This is a genomic window from Corallococcus aberystwythensis (genome assembly GCF_003612165.1).
In the GTDB taxonomy this organism is placed as follows: Bacteria; Myxococcota; Myxococcia; order Myxococcales; family Myxococcaceae; genus Corallococcus; species Corallococcus aberystwythensis.
The window spans coordinates 1-23713 of the sequence record NZ_RAWK01000158.1; the positions used below are offsets into that span (position 1 = coordinate 1).

At 69.9% G+C, this 23713-nt stretch carries 6 protein-coding genes; 3 read left to right on the top strand and 3 right to left on the bottom strand.

What is annotated here, in order from left to right; genetic code table 11:
- A partial coding sequence (locus D7W81_RS24690) for a hypothetical protein (RefSeq protein ID WP_244227399.1) occupies nucleotides 1-463 on the top strand: 463 nt, incomplete at its 5' end.
- Between the two features lie 15 nt (nucleotides 464-478).
- On the opposite strand, the gene D7W81_RS24695 is transcribed toward D7W81_RS24690, so the two are convergent.
- Nucleotides 479-1642: a lipase family alpha/beta hydrolase gene (locus D7W81_RS24695; protein WP_120557853.1), complete on the bottom strand. Its 1164-nt coding sequence runs from the start codon at nucleotides 1640-1642 to the stop codon at nucleotides 479-481.
- 222 nt (nucleotides 1643-1864) lie between these two features.
- On the opposite strand from D7W81_RS24695, the gene D7W81_RS24700 reads away from it, so the two are divergent.
- Complete coding sequence (locus tag D7W81_RS24700; RefSeq protein ID WP_120557848.1) at nucleotides 1865-2695, top strand: mechanosensitive ion channel family protein; 831 nt, start codon at nucleotides 1865-1867, stop codon at nucleotides 2693-2695.
- Between the two features lie 16 nt (nucleotides 2696-2711).
- On the opposite strand, the gene D7W81_RS24705 is transcribed toward D7W81_RS24700, so the two are convergent.
- Both D7W81_RS24705 and D7W81_RS24710 read right to left on the bottom strand, forming a co-directional pair.
- The gene (locus D7W81_RS24705) at nucleotides 2712-3245 is read right to left on the bottom strand and encodes a DsbA family protein (protein ID WP_120557849.1); all 534 of its coding nucleotides are present in this window, start codon (nucleotides 3243-3245) and stop codon (nucleotides 2712-2714) included.
- Nucleotides 3242-3757, bottom strand: coding sequence for a redoxin domain-containing protein (locus D7W81_RS24710; RefSeq protein ID WP_120557850.1), 516 nt, complete (start codon nucleotides 3755-3757; stop codon nucleotides 3242-3244). Before D7W81_RS24710 ends, D7W81_RS24705 begins: the two co-directional genes overlap by 4 nt.
- A gap of 399 nt (nucleotides 3758-4156) precedes the next feature.
- Here D7W81_RS24710 and D7W81_RS24715 point away from each other — a divergent pair.
- Nucleotides 4157-23713, top strand: a 19557-nt coding sequence (locus D7W81_RS24715; RefSeq protein WP_120557851.1) for a non-ribosomal peptide synthase/polyketide synthase, incomplete at its 3' end; no start/stop codon positions are given.

Sequence of the window (23713 nt, forward strand, 5' to 3'; positions counted from 1 at the left end):
GTGCTCGGCGAGCCTGCTGAGCCCCGTCCCCAAGCCCACCGCGAAGCCCCTGCCCCCGGCCGTCGCGTCCATGCGCGAGCGCATCATCAAGGCCGCCGTGGCGTGCGACTACGCGGGCCTCCAGAAGCTGGGGGATGAGAAGGGCCCGAGCGTCCGCTTCTCCTATGACCCCGACCAGGACATGGCCACCACCTGGCGCATCCAGGAGGAGTGGAAGGACAGCCCGCAACCCGTGCTGGCGCGGCTGGTCCAGGTCCTCAACCTCCCCTTCTACCAGGAGGGCAATCTGTACTGGTGGCCCACCGCCTTCCGCGAGGGCGCCACCGAGGCGGACTTCGCCCTGCTCAAGGGCATCTACCCGGACTCGATGATCACCGACATGCGCAAGGAGAAGAGCTACATCGGCATGCGCGTCGGCATCTCCGTGGACGGCGACTGGCAGGCCGCCATCCAGGGCGACTGAGCCCTTTGCCCGGAGTCAGTCGCCGGTGACGAAGCGCGCGACGGCCTCCTGGACCTCCTCGTCGCCCATCATCGCGACGTGGTCCGCCTGCGTCTCCAGCCGGTCCACATGGATCGGCGGCGGAGGCAGCGCCCGCGCCGTCAGCACCGAGCCGTCGCCGTCCGCGAGCACCGGATCCTCGAACGTGGGCTTCCCGCCGATGACCCGGAAGGACTTGATCAACGGATGCCCCACGCCCACCACCGCCAGCGTGCGGAAGGGCGGCGGCGGCCCCTCGCGCTCGGAGAGCGCCCGCGCCAGCTCCGACCGCGCCGCCAGCATGCGCTCCAGCCACTGGCGATACGCCGGCAGCCCGCGCACGGCCGCATCCTGGAACACGCCCCATCCGCCGTCGACCCACGCGTCCGGCCGGTACGCGTCGAACGCCACCGGCTGGCCGCTCGCGTCCACGAAGAAGTCACTCTCCGCGGGCAACAGCTGGAACGCGGACGCGAACGTGAAGAGCGCCTCCGGGGACAGGAGCGCCCGGTTGCGCCCCACCGGCGTGCCCAGGGTGAAGTCGTCGAACATGCCCGGCGCTCCCCGGAACGGCGTGCCCAGGAACACCACGCGCTTCACGTGCCGCGCGCCCGCCCACGTGGGCTCGCCCGTGTCGTCGCCGGTGCCGTAGCGCAGGCAGTGCAGCGTGACGAGCCCGCCCATGCTGTGCGCCACCAGGTTCACCTTCACCTTGCCGCCCCGCGCCTCCGCGAGCGAATCCAGCAGCGCGCACAGCCGCTTCGCCGTCACGCGATTGTCCTGACGCCAGTCGTAGTCGAAGACCATGAAGCCAGGCAGGCGCTCGCGAGCGAACTCCAGGAAGCCCTTGTAGATGTCGTAGCGCGCCACCCACGGCAGCACCGTGAAGCGCGTCATCGGCCCGTCCACCTCCAGCGCCCCGTAGTTCGGCGTCGCCCGCTGTCCGGGAAAGGGCAGCGCCAGCGAACGCTCCCCGCGCGTCAGCAGGTCGCCCACGGACACCCAGGCCCGCTCGTGCTCCGCGTCCGCGGTCGCGAGGAACGACCCCCGGTAGCCATGGATGAAGACCGTCACCTCGTCGCCCGTGGGCGCGGGCAGCGCGACGCGGGAGGCGGTGCACGCGCTCAGCAACATCAGGAAGGGGAGCGGGAAGAGACGCATGCGGCGCACCGTCTCCCCCACGGCCCCCTCCACGCAAGCATCCCGGCATCGCGGGCCCTGACGCGTCAGCCCCGCCTCCAAACGCGTCAGGGCCTGGACTGACGGGTCAGGAATGCCCTCCCGGACAGCTGTGGATTCGCCGCAGGTCGGCTTGCATCCATTGGCCTGTCCCGTGCAAAAGGGCACGGTGCTGACCCGGTCCGGGTCAAGGGAGTTCGCACCATGGATGAGATTGTCGTTCAGTTGAAGTCACTTGCCCTGTCCGAAGCGCTTCCGCTGCTGCTCAAGGTCATTGGCGCGCTGTTCATCTGGTTCATCGGGCGGGTGATCATCGGCGGCTTCCGCAAGGTGCTGGACATGGGCCTGCAGCGGCGGCAGCTGGACGCCACGCTCATCCGCTACGTCGGCTCGCTCTTCACCGGCACGCTCACCCTGATGCTCATCGTCGGCATCCTGGGGTTGATGGGCGTGGAGACGACGTCCTTCGCCGCGTTGATCGCCGCCGCGGGTATCGCCATCGGCGCGGCGTGGTCCGGACTGCTCGCCAACTTCGCCGCGGGCGTCTTCCTGCTGGTGCTGCGCCCCTTCCGCGTGGGCGAGGAGATTGAAGCGGGTGGCGTCGTGGGCATCGTCCAGGAGATCGGCCTGTTCGTCACCACGCTCGACACGTCGGACCACGTGCGGATCTCCGTGGGCAACAACCAGATGTTCAGCGACAACATCGTCAACTTCAGCCACCACCCGCACCGCAAGCTGACGGTGAAGGTGCCGCTGATGCACGGCGTGGACGTGCGCGTGCTCCAGCATGCCTTGTTGGAGCGCATGTCCAGCGTGACGGGCGTCCAGGCGAAGCCCGTGCCCCAGGTGGAGATCGCGGAGTTCACGCTCCAGGGCCCCGTCCTGGCGGTGTGCATCTTCTGCAAGCCCACCGAGTACAACGACACGCAGGCCAACGTCGGCGAGGCGATCGCGGAGACCCTCTTCGTCGCGGGCTACACCGTGCCCACGCCCGCCGTCCTGGCTTCGCCGCTGGCGCTCGCGAAGGCGGGCTGAAGCGGGACACGCCCTTTCAGCGGGAGGCGCCCAGGCCTCCCGTCAGCGCCTCCAGCAGGGTTCTGGCATCGAAGGGGCCGTCGTGCCGGTGGCCGTTGGCGAAGAAGGTCGGCGTCCCGTTTACGCCGCTGCGCACGCCGTCCATGAAGTCCCGGCGTACACGCTCCTCGAACCGGTGTGAATCCAGGTCCGCGCGGAAGCGGTCCAGGTCCAGCGTCAGCGCCTCCGCGAGGGCCAGCAGCCCGGAGCGCTCAAGCCTGTCCTGGTTCTCGAAGAGCAGGTCGTGCATCCGCCAGAAGTGGCCTTGCGCGTCCGCGGCGTGGGCGGCCTCCGCGGCCTGGAGGGCTTGAGGGTGTGCCTGCGTCAGCGGGAAGTCGCGGAACACGAACCCCATCCGCGGCCCCATGCGCTGCTGCAGCTGCTTCACCTCCCAGTACGCCTGGCCGCAGTAGGGGCACTGGTAGTCGCCGTACTCCACCAGGATGACGGGCGCGTCGCGGGGGCCCTGGAAGCGCTCATCCGGGCCCGGCGGGGTGCGCAGCCGGCTCATGGCCTCACCTCCCGCGACGCCGCCTGCGCGGACAGGTGCTCCAGCGCGTCCAGCACGCCGTCCGCGCCGGGGTTCACCGACGGCGGCGACATGTGCGACCAGGCGATGACACCGTCACCCGTCAGCACGTAGAGCGCACGCTCGGAGACGCCCTCCGATTCGCGCCACGCCTGGTAGCACCGTGACATCTCCCCCTTGGGGTGGAAGTCCGCGAGCAGCGGGAAGCGCAGCTTGCGCTCCTTCGCGAACGCGAGGTGCGACCACACGCTGTCCACCGACACGCCGAACACCCGCGCGCCAAGCCGCTGCATTTCGGGGAGCAGCTCGTTGAAGAGGGCCAGCTCATCACTGCACACCGGGCTGAAGTCCGCGGGGTAGAAGACGAGCACGACCGGGGAGCCCGCGCAGTCCGCCAGGGAAACCGATGTGTCGGGCGTGGCCGCGAGCTGGAATGAAGGGGCCCGGCTGCCGGGAAGCAGCGGGCGTGACAGGGCAGGCGTGGAAGGGGCCATGGGAGTGGGGTCCTCGCTGTCCAGAATCTGGGCGGAGCCGACGGTGCTCGCACCAACCGGCCATCTGCCCCGGATCCTGTTCCCCCTCCAGGCGGGTGGACGACCCCGCGAGCTGGCTCCCCTCGGGAGGACGCCGGGAGTCCTTCCGGTGGTGAGTCCAGGGAGCCCGACTCTTCCCGCAAATACTTGAATTCGTTCGGGCTTCCGTCAGGCCGCCCCCATGACAGCTCGCTCGCCCACGCCATACTGTGGCCAGTGCGGATTTGACCCACCCTCGTGCTTCTCCCGGGAAAGCAGCGCAGGCGGCAATCCGGAATCACCCGCAGACCTGATTTCTCGCGAAGGCCACCTCACCCGGGTGGCGCACGCGAAGGCGTCCCCGAGCGCGGAGTACATGAGATGAGCAACGAGCTGTCGAAGCGGATCGCCAACCTCTCACCAGAGAAGCGCGCCGAGCTGCTCAAGAAGATGGCCGCGCAGAAGGCCGTCGCCGGCAACTCTGTACAAGGCCTCATCCCGGTGCGGGACCGCTCGCGCCCGCTGCCCCTGTCCTTCGCCCAGCAGCGCCTGTGGTTCATTGATCAGCTGGAGCCCGGAAGTCCCCTCTACAACGTGCCCATGGCGGTGCGCCTGGAGGGTGCGCTGGACGTGGCCGTGCTGGAGCGCGCGCTGCACGAAGTGGTGCGCCGCCACGAGGTGCTTCGCACCACCTTCCGCGTGGATGTCTCCGGGCACCCCGTGCAGGTGGTGTCGGCCGAGCCGATGCTCACGCTGGAGCACCACGACCTCACGGGCTCGCCGCGGGAGGAAGCCTGGCGGATGGCGCGCGAAGCAGCGGCCCGGCCCTTCGACCTCGCGACGGGGCCCCTGCTGCGGGCGCTGCTGCTGGCGTCCGGCCCGGCGGAGCACCTGCTCGTCGTGGTGGTGCACCACATCGTCTCCGACGGTTGGTCCATGACGCTGCTGGTGCGCGAAGTCGCGCTGCTCTACGGCGCGCTCGCGCGGGGCCAGACGGCACCCCTGCCGCCCTTGGGCGTGCAGTACGCGGACTTTGGCGTCTGGCAGCGCGAATGGCTGCAGGGCCCCCGGCTTCAGAAGCAACTCGATTACTGGAAGCAGCAGCTGGCCGGAGTGCCCTCCGCGCTGGAGCTGCCCACGGACCTGCCCCGCCCCGCGGCCCGCAGTGGCCGGGGCGCCCGCCACCAGCTCCTGCTGTCACGTGAGCTGACGGACGCGCTCAAGGCCCTGGCGCGGCAGGAAGGCGCCTCGCTGTTCATGGTGCTGCTGACGGGCTGGCAGGTGCTGCTGTCGCGCTACGCGGGGCAGGAGGACGTGACGGTGGGCTCGCCGGTGGCGGGCCGCACGCGCGGCGAGGTGCAGGGCCTCATCGGCCTGTTCGTCAACACCCTGGTGCTGCGCACGCAGGTCGAGCCCTCCGCGTCCTTCCGGTCGCTGCTGCACCAGGTGCGCGAGACGGTGCTCGCGGCCCATGAGCACCAGGAGCTCCCCTTCAACCGGCTGGTGGAGGAGCTGCGTCCGGAGCGCACCCAGGGGCGCACGCCGTTCTTCCAGGTGATGCTCACGCTCCAGGCCTCCCTGGGCGGCGCGGCGTCCGTGGAGGGCGTGAAGCTGGAGGCGATGGAGCTGGACACGCTCACGTCGAAGTTCGACCTGATGCTCCAGGTGCTGGAGACGGAAGCAGGCCTCCAGGGATTCCTCGAGTACGACACCGACCTCTTCACCGCGCCCACGATGGCGCGCATGGCGGAGCACCTGCGCGTGCTGCTGGAGGGCGCGGTCCGCCGTCCGCACGAGTCCATCTCCCGGCTGCCGCTGCTCACCAACGCCGAGCGCCACGAGGTGCTGAACACCTGGCAGCCGCCCCGCCCCGCCCCGCTGCCGTGGACGTCGCAGCACGGCGCCTTCGAAGCGCGGGTGGACCTCACGCCGGACGCGGTCGCCGTCCGCTTTGGCGACCAGTCCCTCACGTACGCGCAGCTGGAGGCGCGGGCGTCGCGGCTGGCGCGCCACCTGCGCCGGCTGGGCGTGGGGACCGAGGTGCGGGTGGGCCTGTGCGTGGAGCGCTCGCACGACATGCTGGTGGCGGTGCTCGCCGTGCTGAAGGCCGGCGGCACCTACGTGCCGTTGGACCCCGCGTTCCCCACGGACCGCCTGGCGTACATGGTGGAGAGCAGCGGGATGCCGGTGCTGGTGTCGCAGCGCTCGCTGGCCTCCATCCTGCCGCCGCATTCGGCGCGCGTGGTGCTGCTGGACGGGGACGCGGAGGCCATCGCGGCGGAGGACGGCTCGCCGCTGCGCGACGCGGTGCCCCCGGAGGCCGTGGCGTACGTGCTCTTCACCTCCGGCAGCACGGGCCGTCCCAAGGGCGTGCAGGTGCCGCACGGCGCGGTGGCGCGCTTCCTGGCGGCGCTGCGCGGGACGACGGGAATGTCCTCGAAGGACGTGCTGGTGGCCGTCACCACGCTGTCGTTCGACATCGCGGTGCTGGAGCTGTTCCTGCCGCTGTCGGTGGGCGGGCAGGTCGTCATCGCCTCGCGGGACATCGCCGTGGACGGCTCACGGCTGGCGGGCCTGCTCCAGCAGCGAGGGGCGACGGTGCTCCAGGCCACGCCCAGCACCTGGCGGCTGTTGCTGGAGACGGACTGGCGGGGCCCGGGGCTGACGGCGCTCACCGGTGGCGAGGCCCTGCCGCGCGAGCTGGCCGAGTCGCTGCTCCAGCGCTGCGGCGTGCTGTGGAACGTGTACGGCCCCACGGAGACGACGGTGTGGTCCACCGCGCACGCGGTGGCATCGGGCACGGGCAGCGTGCCCATCGGGCGGCCCATCTCCGGCACGCAGGTGTACGTGCTGGACAGCGGGATGAACCCGGTGCCGCGCGGCGTGCCCGGCGAGCTGTTCATCGGCGGCGAGGGCGTCACCCGGGGCTACCTCCACCGGCCGGACCTCACTGCGGAGCGCTTCATCCCGGATGCACACGGCGGAGTGCCGGGCATGCGCGTGTACCGCACGGGCGACCGCGTGCGGTGGGCCGCGGACGGCGTGCTGGAGTACCTCAACCGCGCCGACAACCAGGTGAAGCTGCGCGGCTACCGCATCGAGCTGGGAGAAATCGAAGCGGTGCTGAGCCAGGCCCCGGGCGTGCGCGATGCCGCCGTGGTGGTGCGCGGCAGCGCGGCCGACGCGCGGCTGGTGGGCTACGTGGTGGCGCGCCCCGGCCAGACGCTGGAGTCCCAGGCCCTGCGCGCGCTCATGAAGGAGCGGCTGCCTGAGTACATGGTGCCGTCCGCGCTCGTCGTCCTGGACGCGATGCCGCTGACGCCCAACGGGAAGGTGGACCGCAAGGCCCTGCCCGCGCCGGACCTCTCCACGGAAGCGGTGCGTGAGTTCGTCGCGCCCCGCACGCCGATGGAGGCCCAGGTCGCGGAGCTCTACGCGTCGCTCCTGCACGTGCAGCGGGTGGGCGCCACCGACAGCTTCTTCGAATTGGGAGGCCACTCGCTGCTCGCCACGCGGCTGACGTCGCGGTTGCGCACGGCGTACCAGGTGGACCTGCCGCTGCAGGCGTTGTTCGAGTCCCCCACCGTGGCGGAGCTGGCGGCGCGCATCGCGGCCTCGGCGAGGGACCCACGCTTCGCCGGTCCGCCCCCGGTGGTGCCGGTGCCGCGCACGCAGAAGCTGCCCACGTCCCTGGCGCAGCAGCGCATCTGGGTGCTGGAGCAGTTCGATCCAGGCTCGGCGGCCTACAACATGCCGTTCTCGCTGCGGCTGACGGGGCCGTTGGACCTGGAGGCCCTGCGCCGCGCGCTGGAGTGCGTGGTGCACCGGCACGAATCGCTGCGCACCACCTTCCGGCCTGACATGGACGTGCCGGTGCAGGTCATCGCGCCGCCCGAGCCGCTGATGCTGCCGGTGGTGGACCTGCGCGCCCTGTCTCCGGAGCAGCGCGACGCGGAAGTGAAGCGCCGCACGGACGTGGAGGTGCGCCACCCGTTCAACCTGGAGGTGGGGCCGCTGCTGCGCGTGTCGGTGCTGGTGCTGGATGTGCAGGAGCACCTGGTGCTGCTGACCCTCCACCACGCCGTCTTCGACGGCTGGTCCATGAGCATCCTGATGCGCGAGCTGTCGGAGGCCTACCGGGCCTTCGCCGCGGGGACGAAGCCCGCACTGCCGGCGCTGCCCTTCCAGTACGCGGACTTCGCGGTGTGGCAGCGCCAGTGGCTGTCGGGCGCGGAGATGGAGCGGCAGCTCGCGTGGTGGCGCCAGCAGATTGATGGGATGCCATCCGTGCTGGAGCTGCCCACGGACCGCCCCCGGGGGGCCCGTGAAGCACACCCCGGAGCCCTGCTGTTCATCGCGTTCCCCCTGGAGCTGTCGAAGGCCGTGGAGGCGCTTTGCGTGCGGGAGGGCATCACGCCCTTCATGTTCCTGCTCGCCGCGCTCCAGGTGTTGATTGGCCGCTACTCCGGGCAGGACGACGTGAGCATCGGCTCCTCCGTGGCGGGCCGCAACGACGCGGAGCTGGAGGGGCTGCTCGGGTTCTTCATCAACACGCTGGTGCTGCGCACCCGGATGGGCGGCGAGCCCACCGTGCGGGAGCTGCTGGGCCGCGTGCGCACCACCACGCTGGGGGTGCTGGCGAACCAGTACGTTCCCTTCGAACAGCTCCAGCCGATGCGCGACCTGCGCGCGTCGCCGTTGTTCAACGTGCTGTTCCTCATGCAGAACATCCCGGAGGTGGACCTGTCGCTCGGCGGCGTGAAGGTGCAGGTCGAGGAGCGCACCGGTGCGTCCGCGAAGTTCGACCTCACGCTCTCGCTGGCGCGGACCGAGAAGGGCTTCACGGGAGAGCTGGAATACGACACCGACCTGTTCGACAGGTCCACCGTCACGCGGATGATGCGGCACCTGCGGCTGCTCGTGGAGGGCTTCGTCGCGCATCCGGACCACCGCGTGTCGTCGCTGCAGTTGCTCGCGGGGGAGGAGCGCCAGCAGGTGCTGGTGGAGTGGAACGCCACCCGAGCGCCATTCCCCGAGGCGTGCGTGCATTCGCTCTTCGAGGCACAGGTGCACCGTGCTCCGGAGGCACTGGCTGCCGTGTTCGAGGGGGCGCAGTTGACGTATGCGCAGCTGGATGCGCGCGCCAATCAGCTCGCCCATGCCCTCCGCCGTCGCGGTGTCGGACCGGAGGTCCGCGTCGCACTCAGTGTCGAGCGCTCTCTCGATGTCGTCATCGGGCTCCTCGGCATCCTGAAGGCCGGTGGCGCCTGGGTGCCGGTGGATCCGCTCCTGCCGCGTGAGCGCCTGGCCTTCATGCTGGAGGACAGCGCAGCGCAGGTGCTCGTCACCCAGCAGCCGCTGGTGGACCGCTTCCCGGAGGCGCTGCATGCCCGCGCCCTCTGCCTGGACACCGAGCGGGAGTCGCTGGCGAACGAACCGACGGATGCGCCCGTGACGGGCGTGACGCCCGCGAACATGGCGTACCTGCTCTACACCTCGGGCAGCACGGGCACGCCCAAGGGCACGGCGGTGGAGCACCGCAGCGTCGCCAACCTCGTCACCCACGAGGCGGTGGCGTACGGCATCGGCCCCGGCAGCCGCGTGCTGCAGTTCGCGAGCCTCAGCTTCGACCTGTCCGTGGAGGAAATCTTCACGACGCTCTGCAACGGCGCGGCGCTGGTGCTCGCGCCGCTGGAGAAGCTGATGCCGGGCGCCCCCCTGCCCGTGCTGCTGCGTGAGCAGGAATTGAGTGTCATCAGCCTCACCCCCGCGGCACTCGCGGCCACGTCCTCCGAGGGGCTGCCCAAGGTGCGCACCGTCATTTCCGGCGGTGAGGCCCTGCCCGCGGATGTCGTCGCGCGTTGGGCGCCGGGGCGGCGCCTGCTCAACACCTACGGTCCCACCGAGGCCACCGTCATCGCCACCTTCGGCGAGGTGGTCCCGGACGGGAGCGTGCCGTCCATCGGCAAGCCGCTGGCGAACGTGCGCGTCTACGTATTGGACCCGCACGGTCAGCCAGTTCCAGTGGGCGTGCGCGGCGAGCTGCACATCGGGGGCGTGGGCGTCGCGCGTGGATACGCGGGACGGCCGGGCCTCACTGCTGAGCGCTTCATCCCGGATGCCTTCTCCGGTGAGGAAGGGGCTCGCCTCTACCGTACGGGTGACGTGGTGCGCTGGCGCGCGGACGGACAGCTGGACTTCGTCGGCCGTATCGACGCCCAGGTGAAGGTGCGTGGCTTCCGCATCGAGCTGGGCGAAGTCGAAAACGCCCTGCGCGCCGCCCCCGCCGTGAAGGATGCCGTCGTCCTCGCCCGCGAGGACTCCCCAGGGGACAAGCGCCTGGTCGCCTACGTCGTGGGCGAAGCGCTTGACGTCACCGCTCTCCGCGCCCACCTCAAGCAGCACCTGCCTGAGTACATGGTGCCTGCGGCCTTCGTGGCACTGGAGACGCTGCCGCTGACGTCCAACGGCAAGGTGGACCGCAAGGCTCTGCCCGTTCCTGATGCGGGCCTGCTTCGGGCCTCGCATGCCTACGAAGCCCCGGCAACGCCGCTGGAGGAGCAGCTCGCGGCCCTGTGGAGCGAACTGCTGCGCATCCCCACCGTGGGCCGCACGGACAACTTCTTCGAGTTGGGCGGTCACTCGCTCCTCGCCACCCAGTTGGTGGCCCGCTTGCGCGGTGCGCTCAACGTGGAGCTGCCCCTCCGCGCCCTCTTCGAGGCGCCCACCATCGGGGCACTCGCTGAGAGGTTGCAGCGGGCCTCTACCGGCAAGCGCCTGCCGCCGCTGACGCGTACGCGCACCGAAGGCCCCCAGCCGCTCTCCTTCGCCCAGCAGCGCCTCTGGTTCCTGGACCAACTGGCGCCGGACGACGCCTCCTACAACCTCCCCGTCGCGCTGCGCCTCCTGGGACGTCTGGACGTGGAGGCCCTGCGCCGCGCTTTCGAGGCACTCGTGGCGCGTCATGAGGCGCTGCGCACCACCTTCTTCGAAGAAGAGGGCCAGCCCTTCCAGCGCATCCATGCTCCGGCCGGGTGGTCGCTTCCGGTCGAAGACCTGTCCGGACTGGACGAATTCGCGCGCGAAGCGGAAACGTTGCGGCTTGCCACCCGTGAAGCCCGGCAGCCCTTCCATCTCGTCCACGGCCCGCTGCTGCGCACGACGCTTCTTCGCCTGGCCGAGGAGACGCACGTCCTCCTGATGACGATGCACCACATCGTCTCCGACGGCTGGTCCATGGGCGTTCTCGTGAAGGAGCTGGCCACGAGCTACGCCGCCTTCTCCGCGGGCCGGGAGCCCGCACTGGCATCGTTGCCGGTGCAGTACGCGGACTTCGCGCTCTGGCAGCGCCAGTGGTTGCAGGGCGAGACGCTGGACGCACAGCTGGGTTACTGGAAGCGGCAGCTCGCCGGTGCGCCTTCCGCGCTGGAGCTGCCCACGGACCGGCCGCGCCCGCCCGTGCAGTCCCGGCGCGGCGCAACGGTGCCCGTGCACTTCCCCTCGGAGCTGACGGACTCGCTGCGAAGCCTCGCCCAGCGTGAAGGCGCTACGCCCTTCATGCTGCTGCTCTCCGCCTTCCAGCTGCTCCTCTCGCGCTACTCCGGTCAGGACGACATCAGCGTCGGCTCTCCCATCGCCGGCCGCACCCACGCTGAAGCCGAAAGCCTTATCGGCTTCTTCGTCAACACGTTGGTGCTACGGGCCCACGTGCGCCCGGAGGAGACGTTCCGTCAGCTGCTCTCCCAGGTGAAGGCCACCACGCTCGCGGCCTATGAGCACCAGCACGTGCCCTTCGAGAAGCTGGTGGAAGTCCTCCAGCCCTCGCGCGACTTGAGCCGCAGCCCCCTCTTCCAGGTGATGCTCGTCCTGCAGAACGCCCCCGCCGAGGCACTGCGCGTGCCAGGCATGGCCTTCCAGCCCATCCCCCTGGAGGGCAACTCCTCCCGCTTTGATTTGGCCCTCACCCTCTTCGAGGTACCCCAGGGCCTCACCGGCTTCCTCGAGTACAGCACCGACCTCTTCGACGCCTCCACCGTCCAGCGTCTCATGGGGCACTTCGGTGTCCTCCTCGCCTCCCTCACCGCCCAGCCGGATGCACGCATCTCCGCCCTGGAGATGTTGAGCGTCGCGGAGCGGCAGCAGCTTCTCCTCGAGTGGAATGAGACGGACGTAGCCTTCCCCCGCGACACCTGCATCCACCTCGTCGTCGCCGAGCAGGCCCGACGTGCTCCGGACGCCGTTGCCATGCGCATGGGAGAGCGGAGCGTTTCGTACTCAGGCCTCGACGCCTGGGCCCACGCGCTTGCCGCCCAACTGCATGCGGCGGGTGTCTCCCGAGGCGACCGCGTCGCCGTCCTCGCAGAGCGCTCTCCTGAGTTGGTGGCGGGCCTGCTGGCCGTCCTCAAGGGGGGTGCGGCCTACGTCCCCATCGCACCGGGTGTCCCGGCTGAGCGCCTCGCCTTCATGCTGGAGGACAGCCGTGCGTCCGTCCTCCTCACCCAGCAGCACCTGCGTGACTCGCTTCCGGCTCTCTCCACGCGCGTCCTCTCGCTGGAAGCAGAGGCGGAGGTAACGCGGCAGCCGCTGCCGGTGTCCCCCGTGGGCCCGGAGGACTTGGCCTACGTCATCTACACCTCCGGCAGCACCGGCCGTCCCAAGGGCGTTGCCGTCCACCACCGCGCGTTGATGAACCTCGTCTCCTGGCACCAGCGCACCTACTCGCTGACGCCCCAGGACTCCACCGCCCTCACCGCGGGCGTCGCCTTCGACGCTTCCACCTGGGAGGTGTGGCCGTCGCTTGCTTCCGGCGCCAGCCTCGTCGTTCCGCCGGACGCCGTGCGTGCGGAGCCCTCCCAGCTGCTGCGGTGGATGGCCCGCGAAGCCATCACCACCTGCTTCATGCCGACGCCGCTGGCCGAGGCCGTGTTGCGCGAGGAGTGGCCTCGCCCCATGGCCCTGCGTGCCCTGCTGACGGGGGGAGACGCCCTGCACCACGGTCCGCCGCCTTCCGTGCCCGCAACCCTCTTCAACCACTACGGGCCCACCGAGAGCACCGTCGTCGCCACCTTCACTCCCGTCGCGGCCTCCGCACGCGACGACGGCACGCGGCCCCCCATTGGCCGCCCCATCGCCAACACCCGCACCTACGTCCTCGACGCCCACCTTCAGCCGGTGCCCATTGGCGTCTCCGGGGAACTCTTCCTCGCCAGTGAAGGCCTCGCCTGGGGCTACCTCGGCCAGCCGGCCCTGAGTGCCGAGCGCTTCATCCCCCACCCCTTCTCCACCACTCCAGGTGCCCGCCTCTACCGCACGGGCGACGTCGTGCGCTGGCGCGCCGACGGCCAGCTGGACTACCTCCAGCGGCTCGACTTCCAGGTGAAGGTGCGCGGCTTCCGCATCGAGCTGGGCGAAATCGAGGCCTCGCTCCTTGCCCATGCCTCCGTGCATGAAGCCGTCGTCCTCGCTCGCGAGGACGTGCCCGGCGACAAACGGCTCGTTGCATACCTCGTCGCGGTGGCCGGCGAGTCCCTGGACACCACGGCCCTGCGCGCGTTCCTCAAGGAGCGGCTGCCCGAGTACATGGTGCCTTCCGCCTTCCTCGTCCTGGAGGCCCTCCCCCTCAACGCCAACGGCAAGGTGGACCGGAAGGCCCTGCCCGTCCCCGACGCTTCGCCCCTCGCGGACTTCGTCGCCCCTCGCAACCCCACCGAGGAGAAGCTCGCGGACGTCTTCGCTCACGTCCTGCGCGTGGCGCGGGTGGGCATCCACGACGACTTCTTCTCCCTCGGGGGCCACTCGCTGTTGGCCACCCAGCTCGTCTCCCGCGTCCGCGCTGTCTTCGGCGCGGAGCTGCCCCTGCGCGCGCTCTTCGAAGCCCCCACCGTCGCAGCCCTCGCCGAGCGTCTGCGCACCGCCACCTCCGGCCCGCGCCTTCCTCCGCTTGTTCGCGTCAGCCACGAAGGCCCGCCGCCCCTGTCCTTCGCCCAGCAGCGGCTGTGGCTGCTGGATCAACTCCAGCCGGGCAGCGCCGCGTACAACATCCCCGCCGCCCTCAGGCTGAAAGGCCAGGTGGACGTCGAGTCCCTTCGCCGCGCCTTCGAGGCACTCGTCGCCCGGCACGAGACGCTTCGCACCACCCTCGTCCAGCACCAGGGCCAGCCCGCGCAGCGCATCCACGCGCCCACCGCGTGGACGCTGCCGCTGCTCGACGTCTCCTCACTGCCCGAGGCCCAACGCGACGAAGAGGCGCGGCGTCTGGCGACCGCGGAGGCCCGTCGTCCCTTCGACCTGGAAGCAGGTCCGCTGCTGCGCACATCCCTGGTGCGACTGAGTGACGCCGAGCACCTGCTGCTGGTGACGATGCACCACATCGTCTCCGACGGCTGGTCCATGGGCGTCCTCGTTCGTGAGGTCACCGCGCTGTATGCGGCGTTCCACGCGGATCAACCGCCCGCCCTCGCGCCGCTGCCCGTGCAGTACGCGGACTTCGCGGTGTGGCAGCAGGAATGGCTTCAGGGCGAAACGCTGGAGACCCAGCTCGCCTATTGGAAGGAGAAGCTCGCGGGCGCACCCGCCGCGCTGGATCTGCCCACGGATCGCCCGCGTCCGCCCGTGCAGTCGCATCGAGGGGCGTCGATCCCCGTGCGGCTGGACCTGCCCGTGTCCGAAGCACTCAAGGCCCTGGCCCAGCGTGAAGGTGCCACGCCTTTCATGTTGCTGCTCGCGGCCTGGCAGGTGCTCCTGTCGCGCTACTCCACGCAGGACGACATCAGCGTGGGCACGCCCATCGCGGGCCGCACGCAGGCGGAGACTGAAGGCCTCATCGGCTTCTTCATCAATACGCTGGTGCTGCGTACCCACGTCCGGCAGGAAGCGACCTTCCGGCAACTGCTCTCGCAGGTGCGCGGCACGACGCTCGCGGCCTTCGAGCACCAGCACGTCCCGTTCGAGAAGCTGGTGGAAGCCCTCCAGCCCGTGCGCGACCTGAGCCGCAGCGCGCTCTTCCAGGCGATGTTCTCCCTGCAGAACACGCCCATGGAAGCCCTGCGCGTGCCGGGCCTGTCATTCGAGCAGCTTCCGCTCGAAGCGAACTCGGCGAAGTTCGACCTGACGCTGACGCTGCAGGACTCCCCTCAGGGTTTCATGGGAGTCCTGGAGTACAGCAGCGACCTCTTCGATGCCTCGACCATGCAGCGCATGGTGGGGAACCTGGGTGTGCTGCTGGAGGCCATCGCCGCCCAGCCGGACTCGACGCTCGCGAGCCTGCCCCTGCTTACTGCTCCGGAGCTTCAGCAGCTCCTCGTCGAGTGGAACGGCCCCCGTGCGGAGTTCCCCCGCGACCTCTGCCTCCACGACGCCTTCAGCGCCCAGGCCCGTCTCACCCCGGACGCCCCGGCCGTCATCTGCCGTGATGAGCAGCTCACCTTCCGCGAGTTGGACACGCGCGCCAATCAGCTTGCCCACCGGCTGGTGAAGCTGGGCGTGGGTCCCGACGTGCGCGTGGTGCTCTGCGTGGAGCGCTCCGTGGAGGCCCTCGTTGGCATCCTCGGCACGATGAAGGCCGGTGGTGCCTACGTGCCCATCGACCCCAGCTACCCGCGTGAGTGGCTTGCTCACGTCCTCCAGGACACCGGTGCGCCGGTGGTGCTCACCCAGGAGCGTCTGCGCGACACACTGCCGCCGCACTCCGCCCACGACCTCTGCCTGGACTCCGACGCCGCTGAGCTTTCCCGTGAGGCGCGGGAGGCTCCGGCGACGTCAGTCACGCCGGAGCATCTGGCCTACATCATCTACACCTCTGGCAGCACCGGCCGCCCCAAGGGCGTGATGATTCAACACCGCTCCGTGCTGAACCTGCGCGTCGCACTCGCGGCCACCGTGCACGCGGGTGCCCCGCCCGGAGAGCGCGTCAGCGTCAACGCGCCGCTGTCCTTCGACGCCTCCGTCAAGCAGCTCATCCAGGTGCTCGACGGCCACACCCTCTGCATCGTCCCCGACGAGGCCCGCGCCGACGTGGGCGAGCTCGTCAACCGCATCGAGAAGGACGCGCTCGACGTCCTCGACTGCTCTCCCGCGCACCTGCGCCTCTTGGTGGATGAAGGCCTGTTGCAGCGTCAGGCCATCCCCAACCGCGTCCTCGTGGGCGGTGAGGCCGTGGACCCCGCCACCTGGCGTCACCTGGCGCAAGCCCCGCGCCCGCGCGTCTTCAACGTCTACGGCCCCACCGAGTGCACCGTCGACGCCACCGCTTGCGCCTTCGACGCCTCCCCCACGCCCACCATCGGCAGGCCCCTGCCCAACGTGCGCGTCTACGTGCTGGCCAGCACGCTGCGCCCGGTGCCCGTGGGCGTCGCGGGTGAACTCTTCATCGGTGGCGAAGGCGTTGCCCGCGGCTACCTCAACCGGCCGGAGCTGACGGCGGACCGCTTCATCCCGGATGGCTTCTCCTCCACACCCGGTGCGCGCCTCTACCGCACCGGCGACGTGGTGCGCTGGCGTGCGGACGGGATGCTCGACTACCTGGGCCGCGCTGACTTCCAGGTGAAGGTGCGTGGCTTCCGCATCGAACTGGGTGAAATCGAGTCCCGCTTGCTGGGACATCCCGCCGTGCATCAAGCCGTGGTGCTGGCGCGCGAGGACGTGCCCGGCGACAAGCGGCTCGTCGCGTACCTCGTGCCGGAAGAAGGCCAGTCTCTCGACGTCACGGAGCTGCGGACCTTCCTCAAGCAGCACCTGCCCGAGTACATGGTGCCCTCCGCGCTCATGGTGCTGGAGGCCCTGCCGCTCAACACCAACGGCAAGGTGGACCGCAAGGCCCTGCCCGCGCCCCAGGGCACCGCGCTCGCCTCCACCTACGTCGCGCCGGGCACTCCCGCCGAGGAGCAGCTCGCAGCCCTCTTCATGCAGGTGCTGCGCGTGGAGCGCGTGGGCATCCACGACGACTTCTTCGCCCTCGGGGGCCACTCGCTGCTGGCCACCCAGCTCGTCTCACGCATCCGCTCCACCTTCCGCGTGGAGCTGCCGCTCCGGGCGCTCTTCGAAGCCCCCACGGTCGCCGCCCTCGCAGAGCGCCTCCAATCCCAGACGCCGAGCGTCCGCCTCCCTCCGCTCACACGGACCCATGCGGAGGGCCCCCAGCCCCTGTCCTTCGCCCAACAGCGTCTCTGGTTCCTCGACCAGCTCACCCCGGGCGACGCGTCGTACAACATCCCTACGGCGCTCCGGCTCACCGGTCAGGTGGACGTGGAAGCCCTGCGCCGCGCGTTCGAAGCGCTCGTTCAGCGCCATGACTCCCTGCGCACCACCTTCCGCGAGCACCAGGGCCAGGCCACCCAGCACATCCACACGCCGGACTCGTGGACGCTGCCGCTCACGGACTTGTCCTCGTTGCCCGAAGCGCAGCGCGAAGCCGAAGCCCAGCGGCAAGTGGAAGCGGATGCACGTCAGCCGTTCGACCTGCAGCGGGGTCCGTTGCTGCGCACGGAGCTTGTGCGGCTGGCGGCCGAAGAGCACCTGCTGCTGGTGACGATGCACCACATCGTCTCCGACGGCTGGTCCATGGGCGTCCTCGTCCGCGAGCTGGTGGCCTTCTACGAAGCCTTCAGCACGGGCCAGACGCCCGCGCTTGCCCCACTCGCCGTGCAGTACACGGACTTCGCGGCATGGCAGCGCGACTGGCTCCAGGGTGAGACGCTCGACGCGCAACTGGGCTACTGGAAGGAAAAGCTCGCGGGGGCTCCGGCCACGATGGAACTGCCCACGGACCATCCGCGTCCGGCCATCCAGTCCCACGCGGGTGCGACCCACTCCGTGAAGATTCCCCAGGCGACGTCCGACGCGCTCAAGGCGCTGGCCCAGCGCGAGGGCGCCACGCCCTTCATGGTGCTGCTCGCGGCCTGGCAGGTGCTCCTGTCCCGCTACGCAGGCCAGGACGACGTCAGCGTGGGCTCGCCCATCGCGGGCCGCACCCAGGCGGAAGCCGAAGGCCTCATCGGCTTCTTCGTCAACACGCTCGTCCTGCGCTCACGCGTGACGCCCGAGAACTCCTTCCGCCAGTTGCTCGCGCAAGTGCGCGGCACGACGCTCGCGGCGTACGAACACCAGCACGTGCCTTTCGAGAAGCTGGTGGAGGTCCTCCAGCCCGTTCGGGACACCAGCCGCAGCCCCCTCTTCCAGGTGATGTTCGTCCTGCAGAATGCTCCCGGCGAAGCGCTGCGCGTCCCGGGCCTCACCTTCCGGCAGGTCGTGGCCGAAGGGCACTCCGCCAAGTTCGACCTCACCCTGACGTTGCAGGACTCTCCGCAGGGTTTCGTCGGCGGGCTTGAGTACAGCACTGCCCTCTTCGAGCGGAGCACCGTGGAGCGCATGGGCAACCACCTGCGCACGCTGTTGGAGGCCGTCGCCGCGAAGCCCGAGCTGCCCGTGGCCGAACTGTCCCTCCTCTCCAGCGACGAGCGTCAGCGCATCCTCGTGGAGTGGAACGACACCCGCGTGGCGAGCCCCATGGACGTCCCCGCCCATGTCCACTTCTCCCAGCAGGCCCAGCGCACGCCGCACGCCGTGGCCCTGGTGCTGGGGAACGCGACGCTGACCTACGGACAGCTCGAGGCCCGAGCCAACCAGCTCGCCCACCACCTGCGAGCCCTCGGAATCGTCCCTGGCGCGCGAGTCGGCCTCGCCGTCGAGCGCTCCTTCGAGATGGTGACGGCGCTGCTCGCCATCCTCAAGGCAGGCGCGGCCTTCGTCCCGGTGGACCGCAATGCGCCCATGGAGCGCATCGCGATGCTCCTGGAGGACGCCGACGTCGGCGTGGTGCTCACGCATCAGCCCTTCGCCTCGAAGCTGCCCGCTTCCGGCACCCGCGTCTGGCTGGATGAACAGCAGGACGTCATTGCCGCGCTGCCCACGCACGCCCCCGATGTCCGCGTGGACGGCGAAGCCCTGGCCTACGTCATGTTCACGTCGGGCTCCACGGGGCGCCCCAAGGGCGTCTGCGTGCCCCACCGGGGCATCACGCGCCTGGTCCTGGGCAGCACCCTCATGCGCTTCGGGCCTGACGAGGTGTGGCTGCAGATCGCGCCTGTTGCCTTCGATGCGTCCACGCTCGAAATCTGGGGCGCGCTGCTGCACGGCGCGAAGCTCGTCCTTGCTCCGCCCCACGCCTTGTCACTGGAGGAACTGGCGGAGCAGGTGCGTCGCCACGGCGTGACGACGCTGTGGCTGACGACCGCCCTCTTCGAGCAGATGGTCCTGCACCAGGGTGAAGTCCTGGCGGAACTGCGCCAGGTCGTCACGGGCGGAGACGTGATGCCCTGGCCCCGCATGCGCGATCACCTCGCGCGCCTCCCTGAAGGCGCGACGCTGGTGCATGCCTACGGCCCGACGGAGAACACCACCTTCTCCACGACGCTGCCGTTGCACCGCGACACGCGCGTGGAGGGCCCCGTGTCCATCGGCCGTCCCATCCAGAACGCCACGGCCTACGTGTTCGATGCGCACCTGCACCCGGTGCCCGTGGGCGTCGCGGGCGAGGTGTACGTGGGAGGCAGCGGTCTGGCTTGGGGCTACCTGCACCGCCCCGAGCTGACCGCGGAGCGCTTCGTCCCTCATCCCTTTGCCACCACTCCGGGAGAGCGCCTCTACCGCACGGGTGACAAGGCCCGCTGGCTGCCCGATGGCACGCTCGACTTCCTGGGCCGCGTCGACTTCCAGGTGAAGGTGCGCGGCTTCCGCATCGAGCTGGGTGAAATCGAAGCCGCGCTGCGCTCCGCCGCCGGCGTCAACGAGGCCGTCGTCGTGGCCCGGGGCGCGGACGCGGACAAGCGCCTCATCGGCTACGTCACCGCACGTGAAGGCCACGCCCTGGACACCGATGCGCTCAAGGCCAGCCTCAAGCAGCGGCTGCCCGAGTACATGGTGCCCTCCGCGCTCGTCATCCTCGACACGCTGCCCCTCAACGCCAACGGCAAGGTCGACCGCAAGGCCCTGCCGGATCCCGTGGACACGTCTCGGGCTTCTGCCTTCGTCGCCCCCCGGACCGTCACCGAAGAGCAGCTGGCGGCCCTCTTCACGCAGGTGCTGCGCGTGGAGCACGTGGGCATCCACGATGACTTCTTCGCCCTCGGGGGTCATTCGCTCCTGGCCACCCAGCTTGTCTCGCGGGTGCGAGCCACCTTCCGCAGGGAGCTGCCCCTTCGCGCGCTGTTCGAAGCGCCCACCGTGGAGGCCCTCGCCCGGCGCATCGACTCCGAGGGACTCACCGCACCGTCGATTCCCCTTCGTGGTTCCGCGACCCGCGGCGATTCGGAGCCCGTATCCTTCGCACAGCAGCGGCTGTGGCTGTTGGATCAGCTCCAGCCGGGGGACGCGTCCTACAACCTCCCCACCGCGCTCCAGCTTTCGGGACACGTGGACGTGGAGTCCCTGCGTCGCGCCTTCGAGGCGCTTGTCACCCGCCACGAAGCCCTGCGCACCACCTTCCACGAGCACCAGGGCCGGCCCACGCAGCGCATCCATGTTCCGGTGAACTGGACGCTGCCTGTCGTGGATCTCTCCGCCCTGCCTGATCCACAACGGCAAGAGGAGTCCCGGCGGCTGGCCGATGCGGAGGCCCGTCGTCCCTTCAGCCTCGACGCGGGCCCACTGCTGCGCAGCATGCTGGTTCGCCTGGCCGAGGACTCACACCTGCTGCTGGTGACGATGCATCACATCGTCTCCGACGGCTGGTCCATGGGCATCCTCGTCCGTGAAATGGTGGCCCTCTACGAGGCCTTCACCACGGGCAGCACGCCCGTCCTCACGCCGCTGCCCGTGCAGTACGCGGACTTCGCGGCCTGGCAGCGAAATTGGCTCCAGGGTGAGGTGCTCGACGCGCAGCTGGGTTACTGGAAGCAGCAGCTCGCAGGGGCTCCGGCCGCGTTGGAGCTGCCCACGGACCGTCCGCGTCCGCCCGTGCAGTCCCACCGGGGTGGCACGGTGGACATGCGGATTCCCACGCCCATCGCGGAGGCTCTCAAGTCCCTGGCGCAGCGTGAAGGCGCCACGCCCTTCATGACGCTGCTGGCGGCATTCCAGGTGCTCTTGTCGCGCTACTCCGCGCAGGATGACATCAGTGTGGGTTCGCCCATCGCGGGCCGTACCCAGGCGGAGACCGAAGGCCTCATCGGCTTCTTCATCAACACCCTGGTCCTGCGCGCCCAGCTGAACCCGCGCGCGACGTTCCGTGAGCTGCTGGCGCAGGTGCGAGGCACGACGCTCGCGGCGTACGAGCACCAGCACCTGCCCTTCGAGAAGCTCGTCGAAGCCGTGCAGCCCACGCGCGACCTGAGCCGCAGTCCGCTCTTCCAGGCCCTGTTCGTCCTGCAGAACACGCCCACCGAGGCGCTGCGTCTGCCCGGCTTGTCGTTCCAGGCACTCCCGCTGGAAGCACACTTCGCCAAGTTCGACCTCTCGCTGGGTCTGCGTGAGGGAAAGGATGGCTTCGTCGGCACGCTGGAGTACGCGACGGACCTCTTCGACGCGGAGACCATCCAGCGCATGGCCGGGCACTTCGGCGTGTTGCTGGAGGCCATCGCCAAGACGCCGGACACGAAGCTGGGTGACTTGCCCCTGCTGACCGGCTCCGCGCGACAGCAGCTCCTTGTCGACTGGAATCAGGTAGCAGCCCTGGCGATTCGCGAGCCGAGCATCCCCGCGATGGTGGAGGCCCAGGTGCGCCGCACGCCGGATGCCGTGGCCATCATCACGCCCGAGCGGCAGCTGACGTACCGTGAGGTAGAGGCCAAGGCCAACCAACTGGCTCATCGCCTGCGCGGTTTGGGCGTAGGCCCCGAAGTCCGCGTCGGACTGTGCGTTGAGCGTACCGAGGACCTCGTCATCGGCGCCTTGGGCATCCTCAAGGCTGGCGGCGCGTACGTGCCGCTGGATCCCAGCTACCCGCGTGAGCGTCTGGGCTGGCTGCTGGAGGACGCGCAGGGTCCCGCCCTCGTGGCGCATTCGCATCTCTTGAAGGCCCTGCCTGAAACGTCCGCAACGCCGGTGTGCCTCGACTCGGATGCGGAGCTGGCGAAGCAGCCCACCACGGCGCCTGCCGTGGACATCCACCCGGGCCATCTCGCCTACCTCATCTACACGTCCGGCAGCACCGGCCGTCCCAAGGGCGTCGCCATCTCCCATGGCAATGCCGTGGCCTTCCTCCACTGGGCGCTGGCAACGTTCTCCCCGGAGGAGTTGAAGGGCACGCTCGCCGCGACGAGCCTCAACTTTGACCTCTCCGTCTTCGAGCTCTTCGCTCCGCTCTCAAGTGGCGGCGCGGTGGTGGTGGCGCGTAACGCCCTGCACCTGGCGGAGCTGCCTACTGCTTCCCACGTCACCCTCGTCAACACGGTGCCTTCCGCCATGGCGCAGCTGCTGCGCTTGAACGCGGTGCCGCCGGGCGTGCGCGTCATCAACCTCGCGGGTGAAGCCCTGCCGGAGACGTTGGCGAAGCAGGTCTACGCCGTCCCCACGGTGCAGAAGCTCTACAACCTCTACGGGCCCTCCGAGGACACCACCTACTCCACTGCCTCTCTCGTTGGCCGTGACGAGGTGCCGCTTATCGGCAGGCCCCTGCCCGCGACGCGCGCCTATGTGCTGGATGCTTCGTTGCAGCCGGTGCCCGTAGGCGTCGCAGGCGAGCTGTACCTCGCGGGTGAAGGCCAGGCTCGCGGATACCTCCTGCGTCCGGAACTCACCGCGGAGCGCTTCCTCCCGGAACCCTACGGACCTCCGGGTGGCCGCATGTACCGCACGGGCGACCGCGTGCGGTACCGCCTGGACGGACGGCTGGAGTACCTCGGCCGCATCGACTTCCAGGTGAAGGTGCGCGGCTTCCGCATCGAACTGGGCGAAATTGAAGCAGGCCTGCGCCGTGCGCCAGGACTCAAGGACGCCGTTGTCGTCGCCAAGGGTGAGGCCGCGGACAAGCGGCTGGTTGCGTACGTCACGCCCAAGGCAAATGCCTCGCTGGAAGTGGAAGCCCTCAAGGCGCATCTGCGCCAGGGGCTTCCTGAGTACATGGTGCCCTCCACCTTCGTGGTGCTGGACGCCTTGCCTCTCAACGCCAACGGTAAGGTGGACCGCAAGGCACTCCCGGAGCCGGAGGCGCCGCAGTCCGGCAGCACCTACGAAGCACCTCGCACGGAAGCCGAGGCGAAGCTGGCGTCCATCTGGGCGGAGGTGCTGCGTCTGCCCAAGGTGGGCGTGAAGGACTCCTTCTTCGAACTGGGCGGCCACTCGTTGCTGGCCACGCAGGTGGTTTCACGCGTGCGCTCAGAGTTCGGCGTGGAGTTGCCTCTGCGCGCCCTCTTCGAGTCCCCCACCGTGGAGGCGCTCGCCCACCGCCTGACGGGCCTCACCCGCGCCAGCGCTCCGGCCCTCACCCGCGTCGCGCATGACGGCCCGCTGCCGCTCTCCTTCGCGCAGCAGCGGCTGTGGCTCATTGACCAACTGGAGCCGGGCAGCGCCCTCTACAACGTGCCCGTCGCCGTCCGACTGGAAGGTGCCCTGCGTCCCGACGTGCTGGAGCGCGCCCTGCAGGAAGTCGTGCACCGCCACGACGCCCTGCGCACCACCTTCGCCCAGGTAGAAGGAGAGCCCGTCCAGCGCATCCACGCGGACAGCCCCCTGCCGCTGGGCCTCGTGGATCTCTCGGACGTACCCGAAGCCCACCGCGAGTCCGAGACACGGGCCCGTGTGGAGGCGGAGATGCGCAGGCCCTTCGACTTGCGCACCGGCCCTCTCCTCCGCACGCTTCTCTTCAAGCTGTCTGGCGACGAGCACGTCCTCGTCGTCACCCTGCACCACATCGTCTCCGACGGTTGGTCGCTGGGGGTGCTGGTGCGGGAAGTCGCCGCCCTCTACACGGCCTTCTCCGCCGGCCAGCCGTCGCCCCTGCCCGCC